Raw genomic sequence first — 23,490 nt, forward strand, 5'->3', positions numbered from 1 at the left:
AACTATTGTGGAACAGGCCCGAAAGCCTCTTGCTGAGTTTTCCAGGACGGGCAGGATGCCCATCTCACAATAAAATAGAATTACGGGTTTATCAGTGGGGTAGCTTTCTTTAATCTAAAATCCAAAATCTCAAATCTCAAATTGATTAATCCTCTATCCCCTAACGGAATTCTATGCAGTTGCAGCGCCAATTTAGCGGACAACTGATTGCGATCGACACCAACAGCGCGATCGCCAGTGGCGGTGAAGGTCGCATCTACCCGATCGCCAAAGACTCGTCCCTTGTAGCAAAAATCTACCACAAACCGACAGACGAAGACGGCGACAAACTCACTGTCATGTTCAGTATGCCGCCCGATGCGCCGATCTCGGAAGTGGGACACTCATCAATTGCTTGGCCGATAGATTTGCTGCATACTGTCGGCGGGCGCGAAAAAATCGTCGGTTTTGTGATGCCGCGCGTCAAGAAAGCCTTGCCGGTACACACTTTCTACACACCCAAAACCAGGCGCGAACAAAAACCGCTATTTAACTATCTTTACCTCCATCGCACCGCCAGAAATCTCGCCTCGGCTGTAAACGCCCTCCACGTCAGGGGTTACGTCATTGGCGATGTCAACGAGTCGAACATTCTCGTCACGGATACGGCTTTGGTAACGCTGGTAGACACCGATTCGTTTCAAGTGCGCGATCCTTATACAGGTTACGTTTATCGGTGTCCGGTGGGGAAACCGGAGTTTACGCCGCCGGAATTGCAGGGGCAGACTTTCCGTGATATCGATCGAGCTCCAGAGCACGATTTGTTCGGTTTAGCGGTATTAATTTTTCAATTGCTGATGGAAGGTACGCACCCGTTTTCGGGAGTTTATCTCGGTAGCGACGAACCGCCGTCTTTAGAAGCGAGAATTCGATCGGGCCATTTTCCCAGCGGTACCAAGCGGATTCCCTACCGCCCGATGCCCGCTGCGCCAGCCTTCGAGATGCTGCATCCCCAACTGCGGCAGATGTTTCTCCGCTGTTTTGAGGAAGGGCACGGCAATCCGGCGGCGCGCCCGGATGCGAAAACTTGGGTGAATGCGATTCGGGAAGCCGAAGATTCCCTAATTACTTGCAGCAAAAACACTCAGCACAAATACGGAAATCATCTGAGTCGGTGCCCTTGGTGCGATCGGGCAAAACTTCTCAAAGGTCGCGATCCGTTTCCTTCGCGGCAGGCAGTCAGCAACGGATTGCACTTGCAGCCCGCGAAAACCAAGCGTAAAAAGCCCCAGCCACCGCCCGTCGTGAGGGAGACCGCAGTGCGTCGCCAACACCAGTCCACGGGGCTGCCACGCCAAATGGGAAACTATCAACTGCCGATGCTACCGATACCTTCTCGGAGTCGGACTCCGGTGCCTCGGATTCCCCCTAGCAAGTTTGAGCGCATTGTTCAGGATGCTGCTTGGGGAGGTGTTTGGGGGACTTTGTGTTTGGCGGCGGTGGCGGGGATTTTTTCGGCAATTACTGAGGGTGGCGGCGCGATTTTGGGGGCGATTTTTGTCGGTTCGATTTGGGGCAGTTTTTTTGGGATGATGTGGGGTATTTTTACTTTGTCGCCGAACCAGATTTGGCGGAAGTGGGGGGGAGTTTTGGTGGGGACTCTCTGGGGGGCTTTCTTTTTGGCTGCGATCAGCGGTGTGGTGTTTGGGGCGATTAGTGATAATTCGGCGATCGGACAGGCGATTTTATCTGGCGCGGGGATTGGTACTGTGTGGGGCTGTGTTTGGGCTGGTTTTCCGCCTCCTCTGGCGCTGCCAATGGGCAGAGTGTGGGGCCGGCGGGGAGCATTTTTGGGGGCGGTTTGGGGAGCGTTTTTAGGGACTTTGGCTGGTGTTTGTTTGGGGGCTGGGTTGGTGGTTTGGCAGCAATATAACGGGCAGATGCGGCCGATGATCGAGTTTGGGGGTTTATTGCTGGGTGTGGCGATCGTGGCGGCGGGTGTGGGTGCGATCGGGGGTGTGGTTTCTGGGAGTTTGTTGGGTGTTTGTGGGTTTGCGCCGAAGCTGCCGGTGTCGTTTCAGCCTTCGGGTGTCAGCGGTGCGGCTTTGGGTTCGATTTGGGGCAGTTTTTTGGGGACTTTTGCGGGTGCGGTGTTGGGGGCGGGGGTTTCTGCGATGTTTCCGGCTGTCAGCAGTGGGGTGTCGGTGCAGTTGGCGCCTGTGGCGGGTGCGATCGTGGGAGCTGGTTTGGGCGCGATTTGGGGCGTAATTTCGGGTACTGTTTGGGGGGCGTTGGGGAAGTGGTGATTTGATTAGATTTATGGGTTGAGACTTATTGGATAAATCTTTGATCGATCGCAAAACCGCTCCTTCAAGGTAGATAAACCCAGCCCAACGCAGATGTATTTCAACAGCGGATCAAGAATTACAATCTTGTCTATGAAGCAATACGGTTCACTTAACGTTTTTTGTCAGCAGCGATCGCGCGTGAGAGCAATCGCAGAGACTATGACACTTATCGGTTAAGTCGCGCTGAGCAATTATCTGCTTAAGTGAACCGTATTGGGGTATGCGGGGAAAGTAAAATACTTTGAAGATTTAACTACGCCAACATTTGTTTCCTCAAGTATTTTGTAAGGTGCGTCGCGATCAGATTGTCGATTTTTGTTGAGGATTTTTCGAGGCGACACACCCTACGACTGCACTGTTACTTACCCAACGCGAAAAGATTGGCCCATCGCTTAAAATTCTTGAGTCTCTTCTCGCTGCAATTGCTGTCTAATTTTGGCAAATTTCCTAACTGTTTCCACAGAGTACAACCGTTCTCCACAGCTTAGGCAAACTTCAGCGGATACTTTTAAGATAGCAGTATGCTTGCCGCCCCGTAAAAGTTTATCGACTTCTTTGATAACTATTTCACCGCCGCAAATTGGGCATTTTTCTACAGATAGCATTGTTAATTTCTCCTATGCAAATACTGCTTCTACGGATTTCGGCAATTCTATCGGCACGAAATATGCGACTGGATACAAATAATCTTCGCCGGATTCATCAATAACTCGGATGAATTGATGTTCCGCAGCGCGATTATCGGGTATGATTCGATAGATTTTTCGCACTTCCAAGGATGCTTGATAGTCTTGATTGTTAATGCAAACTACAAATTGGGTTGGTAAGTTAAACTTCATATTCGGATAAAGTAGTTAGTTCATAAACGGTTGCGTCTGTCATCAAAATCGACCCTTCTGCCGTCAATTTCCATCTGTCGTGCCACGAACCTGTTTCGATATATCGTTTAACCAAACCATCAGCCGCCAGTTTTTTTAAGACAACCATCATATCAGGTTCTCGCGGTACATCTCGATAGGAAAGTTGCTTTGCGAGTTGGTACCAATTGCATTTTCCTTTACCTCTAGCTACCAATGCAAGAAGCACTAATTCAAGCTGAGTTAGTTGAGTTAAGTTTTGCATTAAAAGTTCTCCACGCTTGGATGAAATAAAACGCCAAATCCTTCTTTTAGCAGGACTTACCCATCAAGGCAAAGAAACCGGGTTTTTCAATCGAAATTGAAGATTTTAAGCAAATATTTTGGTTAAAAAACCCGGTTTCTAGCTACCTGTACCTAAGTCCTATTTAGTTTGTCATACTCAAAACTCAACCTATGAATATTCTTTTCTATTGACTTTGATTGACTATTCATCAACAGTCATATTATCAAACAAAATAGGTTGAATTCGCCTCAAGACCTCCTCAATTATATCCGATCGACATTCACTAAGAAAACTTGCTTGCCTTGCCCGATAATCTAAAGAACGCAGTTGATCCGTCATAATTACACCTGTTATCGCTTCACCTTCTGGAATGGGAACATAAAACGGATTTTTGCGTTGTGTGCTGCTAATAGGACAGACGAATACAAACCCCATTTTTCGGTTAAATTTAGTTTGACTCACAACCAATGCAGGCCTAGTCCCCATTTGTTCGTGTCCTGCTTGAGGGTCAAAATTGAGGCGAATAAAATGACCTCGTTCGGGGATATAGTTTACCAAACTTCTTCTCCTTCTGGTTTTCCCCAAGAGACTTCTTCGCTAGATTCTATTTCGCCGGCCAATAATTCATCTAGGGTATATTTGGATATTTTATTATTTACAGGCTCTATGACCAGTTTCCCATTTTCTATGGTGCAAATTACTGAATCTTCGGCTTTAAGATTGAGAAACTTTACTATGTAGTCTGGTATTGGCAAAGCCAAGGAGTTACCTAATTTGCTGATGTGTATTTTGGCTGTCATACATTTGCGATGTTAACACTCAGGTTTATTTATCATAACACAATTTGTTTCCTCAAGTATTTTGTAAGGTGCGTCGCTATGAGATTGTCGATTTTTGTTGAGGAATTTTCGAGGCGACACACCCTACGACTGAACCCTATTGAGATATAATGTAGTTTTAACACAACACAAATCATTGTCCTATGAAAACTGTTGACAAAAGCCAATTAACCGCTCAATTACTAGAATTTTTGCAACTTGTCGAGCTTGAAGGCGAAGAAATTTTAGTGATGGATGGGAATAAACCAGTTGTGAGAATTTGTCAGTATGAAAAGTCTCTTTCAACTGAAGAATTATTTAAGGATATGCGGGGGAAAGTAAAATATTTTGAAGACTTAACTACGCCAACAACTGAAGAATGGCAGGAAGTATGACATTTGTTCTTGATACCTGCGCTCTCATCTGGTGGAGTTTAGATCCAGACAAACTTTCTCAACCAGCAAAAGCAGCTTGTCAGCAGATGGAACAAGAAAAAAATGGTTTGGTTCCATCAACGGCAATCTGGGAAATAGCTATCAAGAACAAAAATCATAAGTTAGATTTAGGAGTAAGTATTGATGACTATATCGCTACTTTAAAAAAGTCTAATGTTATTCGGATCGTTCCAATTGATGAGGATATTTGGCTAGAAAGTGTCAAGTTAGAATGGGAACACCGAGATCCAGCAGATAGAGTGGTTGTAGCAGTTGCTCAAAGGAATCAAGCTGCTATTATTACAGCAGATCGAAAAATAGCTAGTTTCTACTCTTTAGTAATTTGGTAAATCGAATGTGCCAGGTATCGGAAACGTAGAATTGGCGCGGTTTCGTGGTTAAAGCCTTGGTTAGAAATATTCACGAAACCCTGTAACGCTTAGATGTTACATTTTACAAGTCTTGATGCGATAGAAGAGAGACCTCCAAATGCCCCCCCAAAGCGCCACCAACGCACGGACCATACCACCCCTACGGGGAGGTGTCCTTCTGGTGCTTTGATGTTGAATTTTAGATCATAAAAAGACAACCATTTGGTTTTCACACGCCACCCGACGCGATCGGCAAAAGCTTGCAATATTTTATCATCATATTCCTCCCTCGTTCCCCCCAGACTTTCATAGATGCGCTTCTGTACAGAAAAGCCAAAGTGTCCATTACTATATTTTACCCAAAGTTGGTCAATGGTGCGTAAATCTTCACAGGGAAATCGATCGATATCTTCAAATCTCAGCCACCCATCCTCTCTTCTCCCCGCTACCTCCACCATCTTATTCGCCGTTTCCTCATCCGCTTTTTTCCATTGTCCACTAGCCAGTAAATAGCGCAATTGAGTATAGTCTACTCCGCGTTTTGACTTCAGGGGAACATCCGCCGAAATTGGAATAGTTAATGATACATTTGTAGGCGGTGGAGAAACTGTGGATTGAGAAGATTCCTTGGCTGCGATGCTCGTACTCACAGAATTACTGCACTTGGAAATAATAGAACTAGATTGAGAGGATTTCTCATTATAATCTACTACCAGATTACAAGTCACGACGCGAGAGAAGAGAATGCCACGCCCATGCTCCAACTCTACCTCCATCCGACCCCATCCATTCTTCCCCCACCCGATACCCCACCCCAATACCCTCCCTGGAAGGTGTCCTTCTGGTGCTTCCTTGTTGAATTTTAGATCACAATAATAAAACCATTTTTTCTTCACGCGCCACCCTACATGATCGCCAAAAGCTTCCCAGATTTTCTGTTCATATTTCCTAGTTCCCCCCAGACTTTGATAGATGCGCTTCTGCACCGAAAAGCCAAAGTGTCCATTACTGTACTGTATCCAAAGTTGGTCAATGGTACGCAAGTCCTCGCAGGGAAAATTATCAATATGTTCATCATCCAGCCATTCTTGTTCCTCCGTACCCGCCACCTTCCACATCACTTTCTGAGTTTCCTCATCCGCCTCTTGCCATTTTCCAGTTGCCAGTAAATCGCGCAACTTAGTGTAGTCTACTCCGCGTTCTGACTTGAGGGGAACATTAGCCGAAATCGGAATAGGTAATGGTACAGTTGTATACAGTTTACAAGTTTCGACGCGAGAGAAGAGAACCTTCACCCTCCAACCCCAAACAAACCAACCGCTAAAAACCAAAGGGAGATGGCCAATTGGTGCATTGGATGCAAATTTTAATTCTCCAACACGGCCGTTCACGCGCCACCCCACACGATCGCCAAAAGCTTCCCAACTTTTATGATCATATTCCTTGGTTCCCCCCAAACTTTCATAGATGCGCTTCTGCACAGAAAAGCCAAAACGTCCATTACTATACTTTACCCAAAGTTGATCAATGGTGCATAAATCTTCACAGGGAAATCGATCGATATCTTCACTGTTCAGACGGCCTTCCCTTGCTTTACCCGATCCTTCCAGCATCACATATGCTGTTTCCAGATCCGCCTCTTTCCACTTTCCGATGGCTAGTAAATCGCGCAACTTAGTGTAGTCTACTCCGCGTTCTGACTTGAGGGGAACATCAGGCTCAATAGGAGTAGGATTAGGAGGTGCAGGTTCCGGGGATTTGGTTTTAGCAGGATTTTCCGAACTCGGCGGATCTAGTATTGGTACTTCCAGTCTAGGAGTAGGATTAGGAGGTGCAGCTTCCGGGGATTTATCGGTTTTAGCACTATTTTTAGAACTCGGTTGATATGGTATAGCTGCTGGCTGTATCTTGGCAACGGCAATTCTTTGTAATCCCTTAATCGCATCCATATCGGTACCATGAGATGCAGCCAACACCCGAATCCATAACTGTTCTGCTATATCTAAATCTTGGTGAATTTCAGCATAAAAAGCATCATTTTTCATCGTTGCAACATCATTTAAAGTTGCATATTGCGGGCAAAGAATCAAGTGATACTTGCTGGCAGGCTCAGCAATAATATAAGGAGTTTGTCGAGACGTATCACCTTTTTTGTATTGCCGAATCAAATCGGGAACTCGCCCATTCAAATAATGATTCAATCGCTCAACAGTTGCACATCGACCTTGAGCGCCTAACCCTTCCAGTAGTGCTTTTGTAAAAATCCCCTGCTGTAAATCATTAATTTCATAGGATAACTCATCAGGACTGCAAGAGAAAATTGTAATTACTCCTTTTTCTCGCGCAGCCTGAGCGGCTTGATAGCCGATTCCTTCTCCCGATTTACTTCCTTGACTCCGACAAGCATCCAGAATCAGGACAACATTATCAGCACCACAGCGACGCAATTGTTCTGTCACGTAACTAATCGAAATCGCTGTACCTGCAACATCTCCCGGATCGCTATCACAAGCCATCAGATAATCATACCCCTTATGGCGCATCCCGTGCCCACTGAAGAAAAACCAAAAGTTATCCCCAGCTTCCATAAATGGCTTTTCAAACGTCGTCCTCAAAACTCGTCTCAGGTTGACAAAAGAAGCACGAGTCGATTTACCTTTAATATTTGGCGACTCGTCGGAGCAGAACAAAACTCGCTCAAATCCCGCTTCTTTGACAAGAAAATCTCGCATTAACTCTGCATCCCGCTTGGCATACTTTAACGGTTGCGAGAACTCGTATTGATTAATGCCAATTGATATTGCCAAATTTCTTCCCATTTTACCTTAAGACTTACGTTTAAACCTTAACAATACAGTTCTTGTATCTGCAACTTTTGCACCCATAGCCATTAAACTGAAAGAACCTTCAGCATTAATACCAACAGATAACTCAATTTCAGATAACTCGATCGCCTTCATGTCAGCTTCCAGATCCGCTGCACTGAACATTTTATCCACCGTTTTCATGAACTCAGCCAGTTCTCTTTCTAATTTCTTGATGCTGACTTTGTGCAGCCGCAAGCTATCCACCGCTTTTGTCACCTGTTTGTGTGCAGACTCAGCGGGCTGTTGTGCGTCAAAAAAACCAGAATAGTCTCCTGTATGTGCCCCAATCTTCGCACCTTCCAAATCAGGTGCTTCCGGTGACTCATCGGGAGTATCACCACCTATCGCAATGCTAATCATTTCATCGGGCATAACTGCTAAACACTCCAAAGTATTTATTATATAATTTTGCCAGATATTTACCGGAATTGTAACGATAAATTTCACCCAAAATCTTCATCAACATATTTTCGCTTTCCCGGTGATAGCTGCGTAAGACTCGCGACGGGCTCAACATACGTCATGCGAGTCAGAGGTACGCGAATTTTTATCAAAAATCCTAAATCCCAAAACCTCATTACCCAAACAGACCCTTTCTATGGCAACCTAAAAAACAGCAGACACAATTTTATAGACCTTCGTAACAAAACTCTACCAATCAACTATGCAAACTCTGCCCAATCCAACTAAAACCCCCACAACCGAACCGATTTTCGACACCAGCATCAAACGCCGCAAAACCCGTCCCGTCAAAGTCGGCAGCATCACGATCGGCGGAGGCAACCCAGTCGTCGTACAATCGATGATTAACGAAGACACCCTCGACATCGACGGTTCAGTCGCAGGAATTCGGCGCTTGCACGAGATAGGCTGCGAAATCGTCCGCGTTACCGTGCCCAGCATGGCCCACGCCAAAGCTTTAGCCGAAATCAAGCAAAAATTGCAAGAAACCTACCAAGCCGTGCCCCTGGTTGCTGATGTCCACCACAACGGGATGAAAATTGCCCTCGAAGTCGCCAAACACGTAGACAAAGTGAGAATCAATCCCGGACTTTACGTGTTCGAGAAGCCGAAAGCCGACAGAACCGAATACACTGATGCGGAATTCGCGGAAATTGGCGAAAAAATCCGCGAAACCCTGGAACCTCTGGTGATTTCCCTGCGCGATCAAGGTAAAGCTTTGCGAATCGGCGTTAATCACGGTTCCCTCGCCGAACGGATGCTGTTTACCTACGGCGACACGCCCGAAGGTATGGTGGAATCCGCCCTGGAATTTATCAAAATTTGCGAATCCCTCGACTTCCGCAACATCGTGATTTCCCTGAAAGCTTCCCGCGCGCCGGTGATGGTGGCTGCTTACCGCTTGATGGCGCACCGGATGGACGAATTGGGCATGGATTACCCGCTACATTTGGGCGTTACGGAAGCTGGGGATGGCGAATACGGCCGCATTAAATCCACGGCTGGTATCGCCCCGCTGTTGGCTGACGGTATCGGCGACACGATTCGCGTCTCGCTGACAGAGGCGCCGGAAAAGGAGATTCCTGTCTGTTACAGCATTCTGCAAGCTTTGGGATTGCGGAAAACGATGGTTGAGTATGTGGCTTGTCCTTCTTGCGGCCGCACTTTGTTTAATTTAGAGGAAGTGTTACACAAAGTGAGAGAGGCGACGAAGCATCTGACTGGTTTGGATATTGCAGTTATGGGTTGTATTGTCAATGGGCCGGGGGAAATGGCTGATGCTGATTACGGCTATGTCGGGAAGCAACCGGGTTATATTTCTCTGTACCGCGGCCGGGATGAGATTAAGAAGGTTCCTGAGTCTCAGGGTGTGGCAGAATTGATTGATTTGATTAAGTCGGACGATCGCTGGTTTGAACCTGAGTAGGTTTTACTGGATTTAGTTTTGAGGTTTGGGGCGTTGATCAAAGCAAAGGGTGTCAACAATCGCCTGAAACCGTTAAAAAATCTCGCTTTGTATCCGAGGCCAGATCCCCCCTAGCCCCCCTTAAGAAGGGGGGGACAAGAGCGATCAAAGTCCCCCTAGCCCCCTTTAAGAAGAGGGGGGGACAAGAAAGTCTTCTCAAAGTCCCCCTTCTTAAGGGGGATTTAGGGGATCGAGACTTGTGCAGCAGATATACAAAGGATTCTAGGCATTTGCAAATCCATCCCCTAAACCCGCGTCCGCATTCAGGCGCGGCAGCCTCGGCTTCGGGAATACAACTTGGCAAAGTTGAATAAATATGTATCCAAAATCCGACCAAGCCTTGCCTGTGTTAGATTGGGCGTGATTATTCTGAAATCTTTTGCTCCGGCGCGTCAGACAAATGGTTATAACAAAACGAGGCCTTATTCTAAGTGCTACAGCAGTTGCACTCACTGCTGTAACTCTTGTCAACACTGGTTGCAGTTCTAAATCTCTGGCTTCTTTTCGGGGAAGTCCTAAAGAGTTGGTTGATGAAGTTTGGCAGATTATTGACAAAAGTTATGTTGATGGCACTTTTAACCAGGTTGACTGGAAAGCGGTGCGAAATGATTATTTGAACCGGACTTATACCAGCGATGAGGAAGCTTATAAGGCAATTCGCGAAATGCTGAAGAAGCTTGATGATCCTTACACGCGGTTTATGAACCCTGAAGAGTTCAAAAATATGCAGGTTGAAACTTCTGGGGAGTTGATTGGAGTCGGGATTCAATTAACTCAAGATGAGAAAACTAAGAAGTTGGTGGTGATTTCTCCCATTGAGGATACTCCGGCTTTTACTGCTGGTATTCTAGCAAAAGATATCATTACTAAGATTGACGGCAAGAGCACGGAAGGCATGGATACGAATCAAGCGGTAAGTTTGATTCGCGGCCAGGCGAATACTGAGGTGACGCTGACTATTTTGCGGGATACCAAGGAATTACAATTTAAGCTGAAACGCGCGAAAATTGAAATTCATCCCGTGCGGAAGTCGGTGCAGAAAAGCCCGATCGGCGAAATCGGCTATATTCGCTTAAATCAGTTTAGCGCCAATGCTGCATCGGAAATGCGATCGGCAATTAAGGATTTGGAACAGAAAAAGGTGGCAGGCTATATCCTAGACTTGCGTTCCAATCCGGGCGGGTTGCTGTACGGAAGTATTGAAATTGCTCGGATGTGGCTCAAGGAAGGTACGATCGTCTCAACGGTCGATCGCGTCGGTGAAGCAGACAAACAAACTGCAAACAAGGGAGAGATCACCGACAAACCCTTGGTTGTACTCGTAGACGGCGGTTCAGCAAGTGCTAGCGAGATTCTATCCGGTGCTTTACAAGACAACAAGCGCGCGGTTTTGGTGGGAACTAAAACCTTTGGTAAGGGTTTAGTTCAGTCAGTACGCGGCGTGGGAAATGGTTCCGGTTTGGCGGTGACAATTGCCAAGTATTTTACTCCCAATGGCACCGATATCAATCACATGGGAATTAAACCGGATTTTGTGGTTGAACTCACTGATGCTCAAAAACAGGAGTTGCGGCGCGATCGCGATAAAATTGCTACGACGGCAGATCCGCAGTACGCGAAAGCTTTGGAAGTTTTGACAAAGCAAGTTACTGGTAAAACCGGGAACGATAAGGCTGAGTCGAAACCGAAGGCTGCGTCACCTAAACCGACTGCGGCGCAGGCCAAACCGAGTCCGACACCTTCTAAATCTAAGTAGCAAGTTTGATCGTTCGGACTTCAGTCCTTTCCAAGTTTTGAAGGACTAAAGTCCGAACAATCGAACGGTTTATGGAATCTGATTTATTGCGGTTGACATTTTCGGGCACGAATTAATCCGATACGTCGGGCGATCGCATCTTCAGCAGAATCATAAGGGCCCCACTGTTCTATAATAGTGGGGCTTTGCTGTTCGATTTGGGCGATGGGTAAAATCTCGCAATTGCCAGCAGGACGTTTGACAATATAAAATTTCTGTGATTCTGTCATAGCTAAATTCGTCAAGTAAAAGATCGATACTAACTAATATAAGACGTACGGTTGAAACCGCGTCTATACAAACCATGTCCGCCTCCGCGGACTGAAGACAATAACCGTCTAATCTTCAACCCGCGAAGGCGGGTTTTGTCTGTGTAGGCGCGGTTTCAACCGCCATCTAATCTTCAGAATTGGGAGAAAAATTAAAAAAAACTAACACTTTCGGTAGATGCCGGAGAAACTATCTATTATCAAAATGGATACATTTATTTCATTTTTGCATTAAACAATTTCCGAAACACCAAAATATTCTAATCAATACCAAAAAAAACCATGCAATTTGTCCCCAAAGCAATCCCCGAAATTCAACCCGAAATCATCCCAGTTAAAGAATCACCGCCGCCAGAACTTGTTACTTTCGATGTCAGCGGGATGAAATGTGCGGGCTGCGCCAAAGCAGTTGAACGCCAACTCATGCAGCATTCAGGCGTAATTTCAGCTTGCGTTAACTTAGCCGTAGAAGTCGCAACGGTTGAGTGTCAACCGGGGGCTGTCGATGCAGAAGCTTTAGCAAAAAAATTGACTGATAATGGATTTCCCTCCCAGTCTCGCTTAGGTGGAAATCAGCGGGAAGCGGAAGCGGCGATAATTGAACGACGGCGGCAAGAAATTCGACAGCAAATCAATCAATTGTCGATCGCCCTAATCCTAATTATTCTATCCGGTTTAGGTCACGTACTCGGCACCAAAGCCCCAATTCTCAGCAACATTTGGTTTCACTGGGGACTCGCCACCCTCGCATTGCTGCTACCTGGCCGCCCGATTATCGTTGACGGGTGCCGCAGTTTGTGGCGAAACGCACCCAACATGAATACTTTAGTAGCTTTAGGCGCAGTCACAGCTTACACCGCTAGCAACGCGGCGCTGCTGTTTCCACGCATGGGATGGGAGTGCTTTTTTGACGAACCAGTGATGCTGCTGGGCTTTATTTTGTTGGGCAAAACTCTCGAACAGCAAGCCAGACGGCGCGCTGCATCAGCTTTACAAGCTTTGATCGCACTACAACCCGCGACAGCCCGCTTAGTTGATTTTAAACTCCCAATTTTAGATTTGGGCTCTCAAGAATTGCCTGTAAACTCGACATCTCAACTCCACAATCCACAATACATTGAAATTCCAGCCGATCGCGTCCGAGTCGGAGAATGGCTGCAAGTTTTGCCAGGCGAAAAAATTCCCGTAGACGGCGAAGTCTGCGAAGGCAAAACAACTGTAGATGAGTCGATGCTGACTGGCGAATCGATGCCAGTTTTAAAGCAACCAGGAGATACAGTTGCGGCGGGAACTATCAATAAATCCGGGGCAGTTGTGATGCGGGCAACTCGCACCGGTCAAGAAACAACTGTAGCCCAAATGGTGGCTTTAGTGCAAGCAGCCCAAACTCGCAAAGCACCAATTCAAAATTTAGCTGATACTGTCGCCGGATATTTTGTGTATGGCGTAATGGCGATATCGGCTTTAACTTTCCTATTTTGGTATTTTGCCGGGACTCATATTTGGCCTTCTGTGCTTTTAGGACAAGGGGCGATGAATATGGAACACGGCGCAATCAATCTGGGAAATCAATTACCCATGATTCATTATCAATCTTCTTTGCTGTTAAGTTTGAAATTGGCGATCGCAGTTTTAGTTATTGCTTGTCCTTGCGCTTTGGGACTGGCTACCCCAACTGCAATTTTAGTCGGTTCTGGCATCGGGGCGGAACGCGGGCTTTTGATTCGCGGCGGTGATGTTTTGGAACGGGTACATCAATTAGATACGGTGGTTTTTGACAAAACTGGGACTCTCACAACCGGCAATCTCACACTCACTGATTATTTGCCGATTTTTGTGAATTCTGATTTGGATTTTAACTCGGATATTAATGTCGGAAATAGGCAAGATGCCTGTTCCACAATTTCCACAATTTCCACAATTTCCGCAATTGATGATGTTTCTGGAAACAGACAAGATGCCTGTTCCACAATTGACTCAAAACTGCTGCAAATTGTGGCGGCGGTGGAAAGAGGCGCTTGTCATCCCATCGCCGCCGCGATTTTACTGGAATCTCAAAAACAAGCTTTGCCGCTGCTACCTGCTGAGGATTTCTACACGGAACCGGGATTTGGGGTTTCTGCTTTGGTGGATGGCCGGCGGGTGTTCGCTGGGAATGCCGCGTGGATGAGCGAGCAGGGGGTCGTTGTGGCGACGCAATTGTCGGAGTCTTTGCAGGGCAAAACGGCAGTTTACGTGGCTTCTGGGGGCGTTTTGCTGGGGGTAATCGGGCTAAAAGATACTCTGAGGCTGGATGCTAAGGCGACGGTCGATCGCCTCCGGGAAATGGGATTGCGGGTGATCATGCTGACGGGGGATACTGCGTCGGCTGCGGCTGTGGTGGCGCAGCAGCTAGGTTTGGCGACGGCTGACGTTTTGGCCGAAGTGCGGCCGGATGGGAAAGCCAGGGCGATCGCCAGTTTGCAAGCCCAAGGCTGTAAAGTGGCTGTGGTGGGAGATGGTATCAATGATGCGCCGGCTTTGGCTCAAGCTGATGTTGGTATCGGTTTGCACTGTGGCACTGATGTGGCGGTTGAGACTGCTCAAATTGTGTTGATGCGAAATGCTTTGATGGATGTTGTTGAGTCGATCGACCTTGGGCGCGCTACTTTTAATAAGATTCGCCAAAATTTGTTCTGGGCTTTTGCTTACAATACTCTGGGAATTCCGGTTGCGGCCGGTCTCTTACTGCCTGCAACTGGAATCCTACTCAGTCCGGCGGCGGCAGGTGCATTTATGGCGTTTAGTTCTGTTAGCGTAGTTACAAATTCTTTGCTGCTGCGTCGTCGGAACTTTCGAGCTTAAATTTAGGCCTTCCACATAAAAGTCATCAGTTATTGGTGATTAGCTAGGAACTAATGACCAATGACTGATGACTAATGACTAATGGCTGATGGCTACAGTGCCATACTTTCCAAGAGTCGCCAATTATTGTTATTCATAATTGAATGACTGACTAGCTCGAACATTTGACGGCAGTGGTTGTTGGTTTGCAAGGGCAATTCCTCGTTTTTAATCACGAAGTTCATCCGAACCTCTGAGTCGCTAGCCGTGTTTTTCTCAATTAGGACTTCGGCGGTGACAAGTTTGGGAATCGAAACTTGACCGGGAATTTCGCGAGCCATGAGCGAATCTCCTGTATTGTAGATAATGTCAAGATTGCATGACTCTAAAATTTCAATCAGGGACTGACGGAGACGGTCGATGGGAACGGCAACGATAAAAAACCCAGTATAGCGAGCCATAGAAAACTCCAGCGGTGAGGCATTTAGATTTTATTATCATACCGAACCTAGAAGAGATGAACAGAACAATATGGATTTATTTTATTTAGATGGAAAGTTAAGGCAATGAAGGGCAAACTTATCGTGTTTGAGGGGGTTGAAGGTGCGGGCAAAACTACGCAAATGCAGCGATTGATACATTTGCTGCGAGCAAGTTACTTTCAGAAAGTCCGGTTGGTGGTTACTCGCGAACCGGGGGGTACGGAGTTGGGAAAGGGACTGCGACATTTGCTATTAAAACAAGATCCGGAAGAATTTGTATCCGAGATGGCAGAATTATTGATGTATGCTGCCGATCGCGCTCAGCACGTCGAAACTTGTCTCAAACCTGAGTTATCGAAGGGAACGATTGTTTTATGCGATCGTTTTACAGACTCGACGATTGCTTATCAGGGCTACGGTCGCAATCTTAACTTAAATTTAATCAAACAGTTGAATGCTATTGCCACCGGCGGCTTGGAAAGCGATCTGACTTTGTGGCTGGATATTAACGTGGAGGCGGGTTTGGCGAGGGTAAAGGCTAGGGGAGAGCGCGATCGCATCGAGCAAGCTGATTTGCAGTTTCACAAGCGCGTACAGCAAGGTTTTACAGAATTAGCCGAGTCAAATAAATCTCGAATTGTCCGGATCAATGCCGATCGCCCTGAAGATGCAATCGCCCAGGAAATTCAAGCTATCGTAACTCGCAAGTTAGAAGCTTGGGGATATTCAAATAATCCCAATGCTGAAAAGTAAGCTGACATACGTAGCCAGAAACCGGGTTTTTTACCAAACTTTTTGCTAAAAATCCCCAATCTCGATAAAAAAACCGATTTCTAAGTTCCTACCTAACTAACCATAGGGTGCGTCAGGGGGCTGTCAACTATCAACTATCAACTATCAACTATCAACTATCAACTATCAACTATCAACTATCAACTGTCAACTATCAACTATCAACTATCAACTATCAACTATCAACTATCAACTCTCAACTGTCAACTATCAACTATCAACTGTCAACTATCAACTGTCACATGGATTATTTCACATCATTAATCGGACAAAATCGAGCCGTAGAATTACTAACCCAAGCAGTCGATCGCAACCGAATTGCTCCCGGTTACTTATTTGTAGGCTCTAACGGTATCGGCAAAAGCTTAGCCGCCCAGTGTTTCATCGAGCTTTTATTCTCAGCCAATCTTCCCGAAAGGCGATCGACAGAATCCGTACAAAATCGCGTGCGACAGCGAAATCATCCAGACTTACTCTGGGTAGAACCAACCTACATGAACCAAGGCAAACGGCTTTCCACAAAAGAAGCAGAAGAAGCAGGCTTAAAGCGAAAAGCACCGCCTCAAATTCGCCTAGAACAAGTTCGAGAAATCGGTGAATTTCTAAGCAGACCGCCCCTAGAAGCTGGGCGTTCAGTCGTAGTTTTGGAACAAGCAGAAACAATGGGTGAAGGAGCAGCCAACGGCTTATTAAAAACATTAGAAGAACCGGGAAAAGCAGCGCTAATTTTAATTGCTCCAACTGTGGAAGCTTTGCTGCCAACATTGATTTCCCGCTGTCAAAAAATCCAGTTTTCTCGACTGAATCCCGAAGCAATGGCACAAGTTTTGCAGCAAGCAGGATTCGCCGAGATTTTATCCCATCCCGAAGTAATGGGGATGGCGCAGGGAAGTCCTGGGGAAGCAATTGCTATTTGGCAGCAACTGCAATCAATACCCGATGATTTCCTGCAAAAAGTGAAGCAGTTACCTCAAAATCTGCGATCGGCTTTAGAGTTAGCCAAGGAAATTGATAAAACTTTAGATACTGAATCTCAGTTGTGGTTAATCGATTATTTACAGCATTGTTACTGGCAGCAATTTTTAGCAGGGCGGATTAGCCGATCGCCCTTAGAGCCCTTAGAAAAAGCCCGCCAATATTTGCTAAACTACGTACAGCCGCGATTAGTTTGGGAATGCACACTAATGGGAATCTGTCAAGTATAATCAAAGTGCCAAGTTCGATCGCAATCAGATAACTAAGTAAATCAACTTACTTAATTAAACATAAAATAATTGATCGCTAAAAAGCTTGCTGTGTATGTCTTATTATTTCTATCGGGACGATAACTAAAGCCGTCCTCCGACTTCCATTTCTGTTCTTCCTTCTTCATTCTTCCTTCTTCATTCTTCCTTCTTCATTCTTCCTTCTTCCTTCTTCCTTCTTCCTTCTTCCTTCTTCTTAACACAATGGAAAAAGCCACATTTGCCGCCGGTTGTTTTTGGGGAGTCGAAGACAAGTTTCGCGCCGTTGCGGGTGTCGTCTCGACTGCTGCGGGCTACACAGGAGGTCATTGGCCAAATCCCTGCTACCTGGATGTTTGCGCCCGCATCACCGGTCATGCTGAGGCAGTGTTGGTAGAATACGAGCGATCGCAAGTGAGTTACGAAGCATTGCTAGATGTATTCTGGAATTGTCACGATCCAACCCAAATCAATCGCCAAGGCCCCGACAGAGGCGAACAGTACAGATCAGTGATTTTTTATCACAATTCCGAACAAGAAAAAGCAGCTCGTGAGTCAAAACAAAAATTGCAAATGTCCTATAAATACGACAAAAATATTGCCACTGAAATCCTACCCGCTGGTGATTTTTATCTAGCAGAGGATTACCACCAGCAGTATCTGGAGAAAAAGCGGCAGCCATCCCCGTAGACGAATTTATTCGTACCTACCTACTTAGTTATTAGTCGTTAACTATATTCTGTCCGCCCTAAGCTGTTGTGCATTTAATCAGCGATCCAAACATCACCCTTATTTTTAATGAAGAGGGAAAAATATTTAGTTTTGCAGTCTTGCCTGTTTATTTGCTAAGCTATAAATTGCGCTCTGTCAATAAACCTTAGATTTATGCACAGGTTATTAACTGGGAAACTGCGGGTAGACTGTTTAACAATACCGATCGCAAATCTTCCAGAAAATCTATCGGGTACTAAAATTGTACAGCTTACTGATTTTCATTATGACGGGAAGCGGCTGTCGGAATGGTTGCTAGAAGAGGCGATTGCAGCGGCTAATGAAGCGGAACCAGACTTAATTTTTTTAACCGGAGATTTTATTACCTACGATCCCGCACCTATTTATGACTTAGTGCAGCGCTTGAAAAACTTGCAGAGTCGGGTGGGAATTTACGCTGTTTTAGGCAATCATGATCACTATTACCCAGGGGCAAAAATTAAGGTTGCTAATGCTTTGAATAATGCAGGTATTCGGGTTTTGTACAATGAAGCTATTTATCCTTTGGGGTCTGAATTGGCTTTAGTTGGGTTTGCAGATTTTTGGTCTGGCGATTTTGCGCCTACACCTGTAATGATATCAATCAATCCGGCGATTCCTCGGATTGTGTTGTCTCACAATCCTGATACTGCTGAAAATCTGCAAAAGTGGCGGATTGATTTGCAGTTTTCTGGGCACACTCACGGCGGTCAAATTGTGATTCCTGGGATCGGGCCTTTGTATGCTTGGGTGAGAAAGATTGGTTATTTGATTCCTCCAGCAATCCGAAAGTTCATTCCTTTTCTCTCGGCTTTCGATCGAGTAGTTACTCATTGGGAATGGGCTAGCGGTTTGCATCGGGTTGGGAGTAATTTGTTGTATGTGAATCGCGGTTTGGGGACTTATGCGCCGGGGAGGCTATTTTGTCCGCCGGAGGTGACAGTAATTACTTTGGTTTGTCAAGAAGACTCGGCGGTTGAAAGCGCGTCTATACAGACAAAAGCTTAGAAAAGCGGGTTGAATAGTGGAAGGTTAAAATTAGGTTGTTTTGTTCAGTCCGCAGAGGCGGACTTAGTTTGAGAAGACGCGGTTTCAACCGCCGTCCTATCTTCTCCAAAGCGATAGCCTCTGCCGTAGACTGTGTGAATTAGGACGGATTCACCCGGTGCTTCTATTTTGCGCCGCAGCAGGCGAATTTGAGCTGCTAATACGTTGCTGCTGGGTTTTTCTGCTTCACTCCACAAGTATTGGTGGATTTGTTCGTGTGTTAGTAATTGACCGGGATGCCGCATTAGGTATTCTAATAATTGACATTCTTTTTCTGATAGGTCAATTGTCCGATCGCCCCGATAGGCTATTTGATTGTCGTAGTCTAGCTGTAAATCTGCCACTTGCAGCCGCCCGACAGCCACTTCGGCGTCAAAAGTTGGAGGGCGACGCAGCAAGGCGCGGACTCTGGCTAGGAGCTCTCGCAGTTCAAATGGTTTGACTAGATAGTCGTCTGCGCCTGCGTCGAGTCCTTGTACGCGATCGTCTATAGTGTCTTTGGCGGTCAGAAATAGGACTGGTGTATTCCGTCCTTGCGATCGCAAATTCTGACAAATTGCCAATCCGGTTTGTCTCGGCAACATCCAATCCAAAATTAGCAAATCGTAATTTCCCTGCATTGCTAAATTGCTGCCATTTGCGCCGTCAAATGCCACATCAACGGTATAACCTTCGCGGCTTAAAACTCGACTCAAGGGGTCAGTAAACTCAACTTCATCATCAACTAAAAGAATCCGCATCCTGATTTTAGATTTGAGATTTTAGGTTAATTGAACTAATTTTTACTACACCTTAAAATGTGCAAAATTTTCCGATTCGCTGCAAGCTGCTGCTACCCATTCCTGGATTGCCGGCAGTGACAAAATCGCATCAGTATAAGCTTTTGTTGATGAATCTAATTTGACTCCGTAGGTGACAAAACGCAGGACAACGGGGGCAAACATAGCGTCAACAACTGTGAATTTTCCGAACAGCATATCGCCGCCTGTGCCGAATTTTTGGCGGCATTCGCGCCAAATGGCAAAGATGCGATCGATCTCTGCTTCGACACCGGGAGTGATCCCTTCACCTGGATAGCGGTTGCGGCAGTCCATCGGCATATTTTCGCGCAGATTTTGGAATCCTGCGTGTATCTCGGCGCAGATGGAACGGGCGATCGCCCTTTGGGCTACATCGGCCGGCCACAAATCATTCGCAAAGCGATCGGCTACGTATTCGCAGATTGCTAAAGATTCCCACACTTTCAGATCGCCGTCAATTAAAACAGGCACTTTTCCCGAAGGAGAATAGCGTCGAATTTCCTCGTGGGTTGTCGGGCTATCTAGGGAGATTCTCACTTCGGCAAATTCCAGTCCAGCTTGTTTCATCGCCAGCCAAGCACGCAGCGACCAAGAGGAATAATTTTTGTTACCAATAACAAGTGTCAATTCAGTCATAGTTTAGCTGTCAGCTATTGGCGATCGCCCGTTAAATTTTAAGTTTTAGAGTTGAATACACTGTTAGATGTGTGACACACAATGGCGAGCCCTACGGGGGCTACGCCAACGAAGAGGATCGCCCAGTTCTCTGCACCAGCCTCTGCAAGCATTTTAAATTAACAGCCTCCCAGCGTTCCGCGTTTTTCTGCAAACGGCGATCGGGGGGCTGTACCGAACACACCTGATTTGGCATTGAATGATCTGTGTCGGTCGAGTTTGACATCGTTAGCGGTAGGTACGACCACTGTATAGTGCATTTCCTCGGCCTCTACACCGCCGCCTGAGAGGATTTCATCTACTGTAATTTTCAGGGAATCCGGGTCTACACTGTGAAATTCTCCGTCAAATTCTTGACTCTCAAACTCTTGATTGTTTTCCATAGTGACCGCCCTTGAAAAAACTGACTAAATATAATATATACCCAAACAAAGGATCGAGCAATACCCGAAATTTATTTTCCGCTGTGAACTCTATGTGCTATTCTGGGTTTGGTAAAAGCTGTTTCTGCTTGTGCCGCGATCGCCCCCTTCCCAAATTGAGCAATTTACACTCTAAAAATTGACATGATTACTGTTGCACTTCCCAAAGGCGGACTGTTAGGAGATAGCATTCGGCTGTTTAAATCGGTTGGATTAGACTTCAGTGCTTTTCTCGATTCCTCTAACCGTCAACTTCAAATTTATGACCCTACCGGAACTGCAAAAGCTTTGCTGGTAAGAACGCACGACGTGCCGGTTTATGTAGAATATGGTCAAGCTGATTTGGGAATTGCGGGTTATGATGTATTGCGGGAAAAAAAACCGAAAGTTGCTAATTTAGTTGATTTAAATTTTGGTAAGTGTCGGCTATCTGTGGCGGTGAAGGAATCTAGTCCCTATCGGCGAAGTGTGGATTTGCCTCCTCACGGTAGAGTTGCTTCTAAGTTCGTAAACTGTGCGAGAGAATATTTTCATAATTTGAATTTGCCGGTGGAAATTGTGCCGCTTTACGGTTCTGTGGAGTTGGGGCCGATTACGGGTATGTCGGAGGCGATTGTGGATTTAATTTCTACTGGCAAAACTTTGCGGGAAAATGGTTTGGTGGAAATTGATGTTTTGTTTCAAAGTTCGGCTTATTTAATCGGTCATCCTTTGAGTTATCGTTTGAATTCTGGGGGGGTTAATGAGTTGATTGGGAAGTTGAGAGAGCAAGTTTTGACGACTGTTTGATGTGAACTCTAATTAAAATATTCTCATAGGTTTGTAGTGAGGAATTGAGTCCTTACTTGCACTTTCAATATAGGACTCAATTTTTCACTACGAACCGATTATATTTATCTCATTTCTGAGCTGCTACTTGCAGGTATAAGACCTAGTTTTTCCTGGCAGCGGGTTATATAAAAACTGACGACTGTATCCGCAGGGTTTTGTTCGATTAGTTGCTGAAAATATCCCAAGGCGGCGACAAATCTTTCGGATTGCCATCCTTGAATTCCTTTGTCAAATAAAACCTGGGTAAGCTGTTTTGCTTCAGAGTCGGGACTGGAGGCGGGCCAGATTTCGTAGATTTCAATGGCTTGCTGTTTGCCGCGCGGGGTTACTCGATCGATCCAGCGATAGTAATAATTGTTGGTTGGCGAATGGCTGTCGGCTGCTGTTGCGTGAGAAGTAGAAATCATCCTCTTTGGTTTTTCCGCTTCCAAGTCGCACTTTAATAATAGATTTTCTGTTGAGTTTGGACTTGTGTTAGTTAGAAATTCTCTCGCATGAACGATCGCATTTTCGCTAACAATAATTTGGCAGCCGTATATTTTGGTTAAATTTTCTAACCGAGAAGCTGTATTTACCACGTCGCCGATGACTGTAGAGTCCATCCGGCGATCGGAGCCCAAGGTGCCAATCATGCCGATACCTGTGTTAATTCCCGTACCGATATTGACGGGATATTTTAAATTGTATTTGTGGCGCTGGGCATTAAATTCCTGCAAACTTTCTTGCATTGCTACTGCGGCTTCGATCGCATTTACTGCGTGAGAATTCGGCTGGTCAAATACTGCCATGATAGCATCGCCTAGGTATTTGTCAATAAACCCGCCGTGAAATGTTATGCAATCGTTCATTTTAGTAAAAAAAGCATTCAGCCATTCAAAAGTCTCGCGTGCTTCTTGGGATTCTGCGATCGCCGTAAACCCGCGAATGTCGCAAAATAAAATAGTCAGCTCTTCTTCTGTGACATTGCCCAACTGAATCGATTCTATTCCTTTAGGCGCAATTCGTTCGAGAAGCTGCTCCGGCACAAATAGCTGAAATTTTTCAGAAAGATACTCATTAGCCTCCCAAGCGGCAGCAATTTGGCGTTTGCTTTGCTCTTTTACCTGCTGGTTGAATTGAGAAGATACAACTTGCGATCGCATTTGGCTCAACTGCAAAATATTTTCAACTTTCGCCAGCAGCAAGCGACTGTTAAAAGGCTTTGTTAAATAATCATCGGCCATCATTTCCAACCCTCTAAGGCGAGAGGAATCGTCATCAAGAGCCGTCAAAAAAATCACTGGTACTGTTTGCAAAGCCGTATCATTCCGCAGGCGATCGCACACATCAAAACCGTCCATCTCTGGCATCATGATATCCAGTAAAATTAAATCGGGTCGAGATGCGCGGGCGAGGGAAAGGGCTTCATCGCCCGATCGCGCCGATACTGTGGCGTATCCTTTCATTTGCAATAACTCTTCCAATAAAATCAGATTAGCTGGCTCGTCATCAACCAACATGATGCAGGGCGACTTGTTTGACATGGAATATGATAGGTTTTGAATTTAGCTGGGGACTTGCGCGTGTAGATGCTCGAAACCTGGTTGATTCGTGTATTTCTGGTTATTAAATTCGATATTTTTCTTAGGAACCGGGTTTCGGAGGCAAGTGTACGCAAGTCCTATAGATATTTATCTACTATTGAGTCTAACCTT

At 45.8% G+C, this 23,490-nt stretch carries 24 protein-coding genes; 11 read left to right on the forward strand and 13 right to left on the reverse strand.

The features are described from left to right. Positions 1–173: 173 nt before the first annotated feature. On the forward strand, positions 174–2,285 hold the full coding sequence (locus tag QUB66_RS17825; RefSeq protein WP_332969015.1) for a DNA-binding protein: 2,112 nt from the start codon (positions 174–176) through the stop codon (positions 2,283–2,285). Between the two features lie 434 nt (positions 2,286–2,719). Here QUB66_RS17825 and QUB66_RS17830 read toward each other — a convergent pair whose 3' ends face one another. From QUB66_RS17830 to QUB66_RS17850, 5 genes are all read right to left on the reverse strand, one after another. After that, positions 2,720–2,932, reverse strand: coding sequence for a YgiT-type zinc finger protein (locus tag QUB66_RS17830; protein ID WP_332969014.1), 213 nt, complete (start codon positions 2,930–2,932; stop codon positions 2,720–2,722). Between the two features lie 12 nt (positions 2,933–2,944). Next, the gene (locus tag QUB66_RS17835) at positions 2,945–3,166 is read right to left on the reverse strand and encodes a hypothetical protein (protein WP_332969013.1); all 222 of its coding nucleotides are present in this window, start codon (positions 3,164–3,166) and stop codon (positions 2,945–2,947) included. After that, positions 3,156–3,449, reverse strand: coding sequence for a hypothetical protein (locus tag QUB66_RS17840; RefSeq protein ID WP_332969012.1), 294 nt, complete (start codon positions 3,447–3,449; stop codon positions 3,156–3,158). The genes QUB66_RS17835 and QUB66_RS17840 overlap by 11 nt, the downstream gene beginning before the upstream one ends. Positions 3,450–3,671: 222 nt before the next feature. Then, positions 3,672–4,028 (reverse strand): type II toxin-antitoxin system PemK/MazF family toxin, encoded by a 357-nt coding sequence (locus QUB66_RS17845; RefSeq protein ID WP_332969011.1) that lies wholly within the window; start codon positions 4,026–4,028, stop codon positions 3,672–3,674. After that, entirely contained in the window at positions 4,022–4,270 is a 249-nt protein-coding gene (locus tag QUB66_RS17850) for an AbrB/MazE/SpoVT family DNA-binding domain-containing protein (RefSeq protein WP_332969010.1), read from the reverse strand. Before QUB66_RS17850 ends, QUB66_RS17845 begins: the two co-directional genes overlap by 7 nt. Positions 4,271–4,452: 182 nt before the next feature. Here QUB66_RS17850 and QUB66_RS17855 point away from each other — a divergent pair, with 182 nt between their 5' ends. Both QUB66_RS17855 and QUB66_RS17860 read left to right on the forward strand, forming a co-directional pair. Further along, a complete protein-coding gene (locus QUB66_RS17855) occupies positions 4,453–4,683 on the forward strand; it encodes a type II toxin-antitoxin system Phd/YefM family antitoxin (protein WP_332969009.1) in 231 nt (76 codons plus the stop codon). Continuing rightward, positions 4,680–5,072, forward strand: a complete 393-nt coding sequence (locus QUB66_RS17860; RefSeq protein WP_332969008.1) for a type II toxin-antitoxin system VapC family toxin — start codon at positions 4,680–4,682, stop codon at positions 5,070–5,072. The genes QUB66_RS17855 and QUB66_RS17860 overlap by 4 nt, the downstream gene beginning before the upstream one ends. A gap of 89 nt (positions 5,073–5,161) precedes the next feature. On the opposite strand, the gene QUB66_RS29780 is transcribed toward QUB66_RS17860, so the two are convergent. Both QUB66_RS29780 and QUB66_RS17880 read right to left on the reverse strand, forming a co-directional pair. After that, positions 5,162–7,900, reverse strand: a complete 2,739-nt coding sequence (locus tag QUB66_RS29780; protein ID WP_442923303.1) for a GUN4 domain-containing protein — start codon at positions 7,898–7,900, stop codon at positions 5,162–5,164. 18 nt (positions 7,901–7,918) lie between these two features. Next, positions 7,919–8,407 (reverse strand): Pepco domain-containing protein, encoded by a 489-nt coding sequence (locus QUB66_RS17880; protein WP_332969007.1) that lies wholly within the window; start codon positions 8,405–8,407, stop codon positions 7,919–7,921. Positions 8,408–8,624: 217 nt separating this feature from the next. Between QUB66_RS17880 and ispG the strand changes: the two genes are divergently transcribed. Continuing rightward, positions 8,625–9,848 (forward strand): (E)-4-hydroxy-3-methylbut-2-enyl-diphosphate synthase, encoded by a 1,224-nt coding sequence (gene ispG / locus QUB66_RS17885; protein WP_332969006.1) that lies wholly within the window; start codon positions 8,625–8,627, stop codon positions 9,846–9,848. Positions 9,849–10,287: 439 nt separating this feature from the next. After that, positions 10,288–11,643, forward strand: a complete 1,356-nt coding sequence (gene ctpC, locus QUB66_RS17890; protein ID WP_332969005.1) for a carboxyl-terminal processing protease CtpC — start codon at positions 10,288–10,290, stop codon at positions 11,641–11,643. Between the two features lie 83 nt (positions 11,644–11,726). On the opposite strand, the gene QUB66_RS17895 is transcribed toward ctpC, so the two are convergent. Beyond that, on the reverse strand, positions 11,727–11,912 hold the full coding sequence (locus QUB66_RS17895) for a DDE transposase family protein (RefSeq protein ID WP_265233714.1): 186 nt from the start codon (positions 11,910–11,912) through the stop codon (positions 11,727–11,729). 321 nt (positions 11,913–12,233) lie between these two features. Between QUB66_RS17895 and QUB66_RS17900 the strand changes: the two genes are divergently transcribed. Continuing rightward, positions 12,234–14,795 (forward strand): heavy metal translocating P-type ATPase, encoded by a 2,562-nt coding sequence (locus QUB66_RS17900; RefSeq protein ID WP_332969003.1) that lies wholly within the window; start codon positions 12,234–12,236, stop codon positions 14,793–14,795. 92 nt (positions 14,796–14,887) lie between these two features. Here the strand turns inward: QUB66_RS17900 and QUB66_RS17905 are convergent, their stop codons facing one another. After that, on the reverse strand, positions 14,888–15,235 hold the full coding sequence (locus QUB66_RS17905) for a hypothetical protein (RefSeq protein ID WP_265233712.1): 348 nt from the start codon (positions 15,233–15,235) through the stop codon (positions 14,888–14,890). A 105-nt stretch (positions 15,236–15,340) separates the two neighbouring features. Between QUB66_RS17905 and tmk the strand changes: the two genes are divergently transcribed. The 4 genes from tmk to QUB66_RS17925 all read left to right on the forward strand — a co-directional run bounded on the left by tmk (position 15,341) and on the right by QUB66_RS17925 (position 19,029). Further along, on the forward strand, positions 15,341–16,009 hold the full coding sequence (gene tmk / locus QUB66_RS17910) for a dTMP kinase (protein ID WP_265233711.1): 669 nt from the start codon (positions 15,341–15,343) through the stop codon (positions 16,007–16,009). A gap of 281 nt (positions 16,010–16,290) precedes the next feature. Beyond that, positions 16,291–17,253, forward strand: coding sequence for a DNA polymerase III subunit delta' (locus tag QUB66_RS17915; protein WP_265233710.1), 963 nt, complete (start codon positions 16,291–16,293; stop codon positions 17,251–17,253). Between the two features lie 243 nt (positions 17,254–17,496). Beyond that, positions 17,497–17,961: a peptide-methionine (S)-S-oxide reductase MsrA gene (gene msrA, locus QUB66_RS17920; RefSeq protein WP_332969002.1), complete on the forward strand. Its 465-nt coding sequence runs from the start codon at positions 17,497–17,499 to the stop codon at positions 17,959–17,961. A gap of 195 nt (positions 17,962–18,156) precedes the next feature. Further along, positions 18,157–19,029: a metallophosphoesterase gene (locus QUB66_RS17925; protein WP_332969001.1), complete on the forward strand. Its 873-nt coding sequence runs from the start codon at positions 18,157–18,159 to the stop codon at positions 19,027–19,029. Positions 19,030–19,073: 44 nt separating this feature from the next. Here the strand turns inward: QUB66_RS17925 and rppA are convergent, their stop codons facing one another. From rppA to QUB66_RS17940, 3 genes are all read right to left on the reverse strand, one after another. After that, entirely contained in the window at positions 19,074–19,808 is a 735-nt protein-coding gene (rppA, locus tag QUB66_RS17930; protein WP_265233706.1) for a two-component system response regulator RppA, read from the reverse strand. 45 nt (positions 19,809–19,853) lie between these two features. Continuing rightward, positions 19,854–20,504, reverse strand: a complete 651-nt coding sequence (locus QUB66_RS17935) for a glutathione S-transferase family protein (RefSeq protein WP_332969000.1) — start codon at positions 20,502–20,504, stop codon at positions 19,854–19,856. A gap of 158 nt (positions 20,505–20,662) precedes the next feature. Beyond that, positions 20,663–20,926, reverse strand: coding sequence for a hypothetical protein (locus QUB66_RS17940; protein ID WP_265233704.1), 264 nt, complete (start codon positions 20,924–20,926; stop codon positions 20,663–20,665). Positions 20,927–21,109: 183 nt separating this feature from the next. Here QUB66_RS17940 and hisG point away from each other — a divergent pair, with 183 nt between their 5' ends. Continuing rightward, positions 21,110–21,754, forward strand: a complete 645-nt coding sequence (gene hisG, locus QUB66_RS17945; protein WP_265233702.1) for an ATP phosphoribosyltransferase — start codon at positions 21,110–21,112, stop codon at positions 21,752–21,754. A 104-nt stretch (positions 21,755–21,858) separates the two neighbouring features. Here hisG and QUB66_RS17950 read toward each other — a convergent pair whose 3' ends face one another. Beyond that, positions 21,859–23,319 carry a response regulator gene (locus QUB66_RS17950; protein WP_332968999.1) on the reverse strand — a complete coding sequence of 487 codons (1,461 nt, stop codon included), beginning with the start codon at positions 23,317–23,319 and terminating at the stop codon, positions 21,859–21,861. Positions 23,320–23,490 lie beyond the last annotated feature (171 nt).

This window comes from Microcoleus sp. A2-C3 (assembly GCF_036706065.1).
In the GTDB taxonomy this organism is placed as follows: domain Bacteria; phylum Cyanobacteriota; class Cyanobacteriia; order Cyanobacteriales; family Microcoleaceae; genus Microcoleus.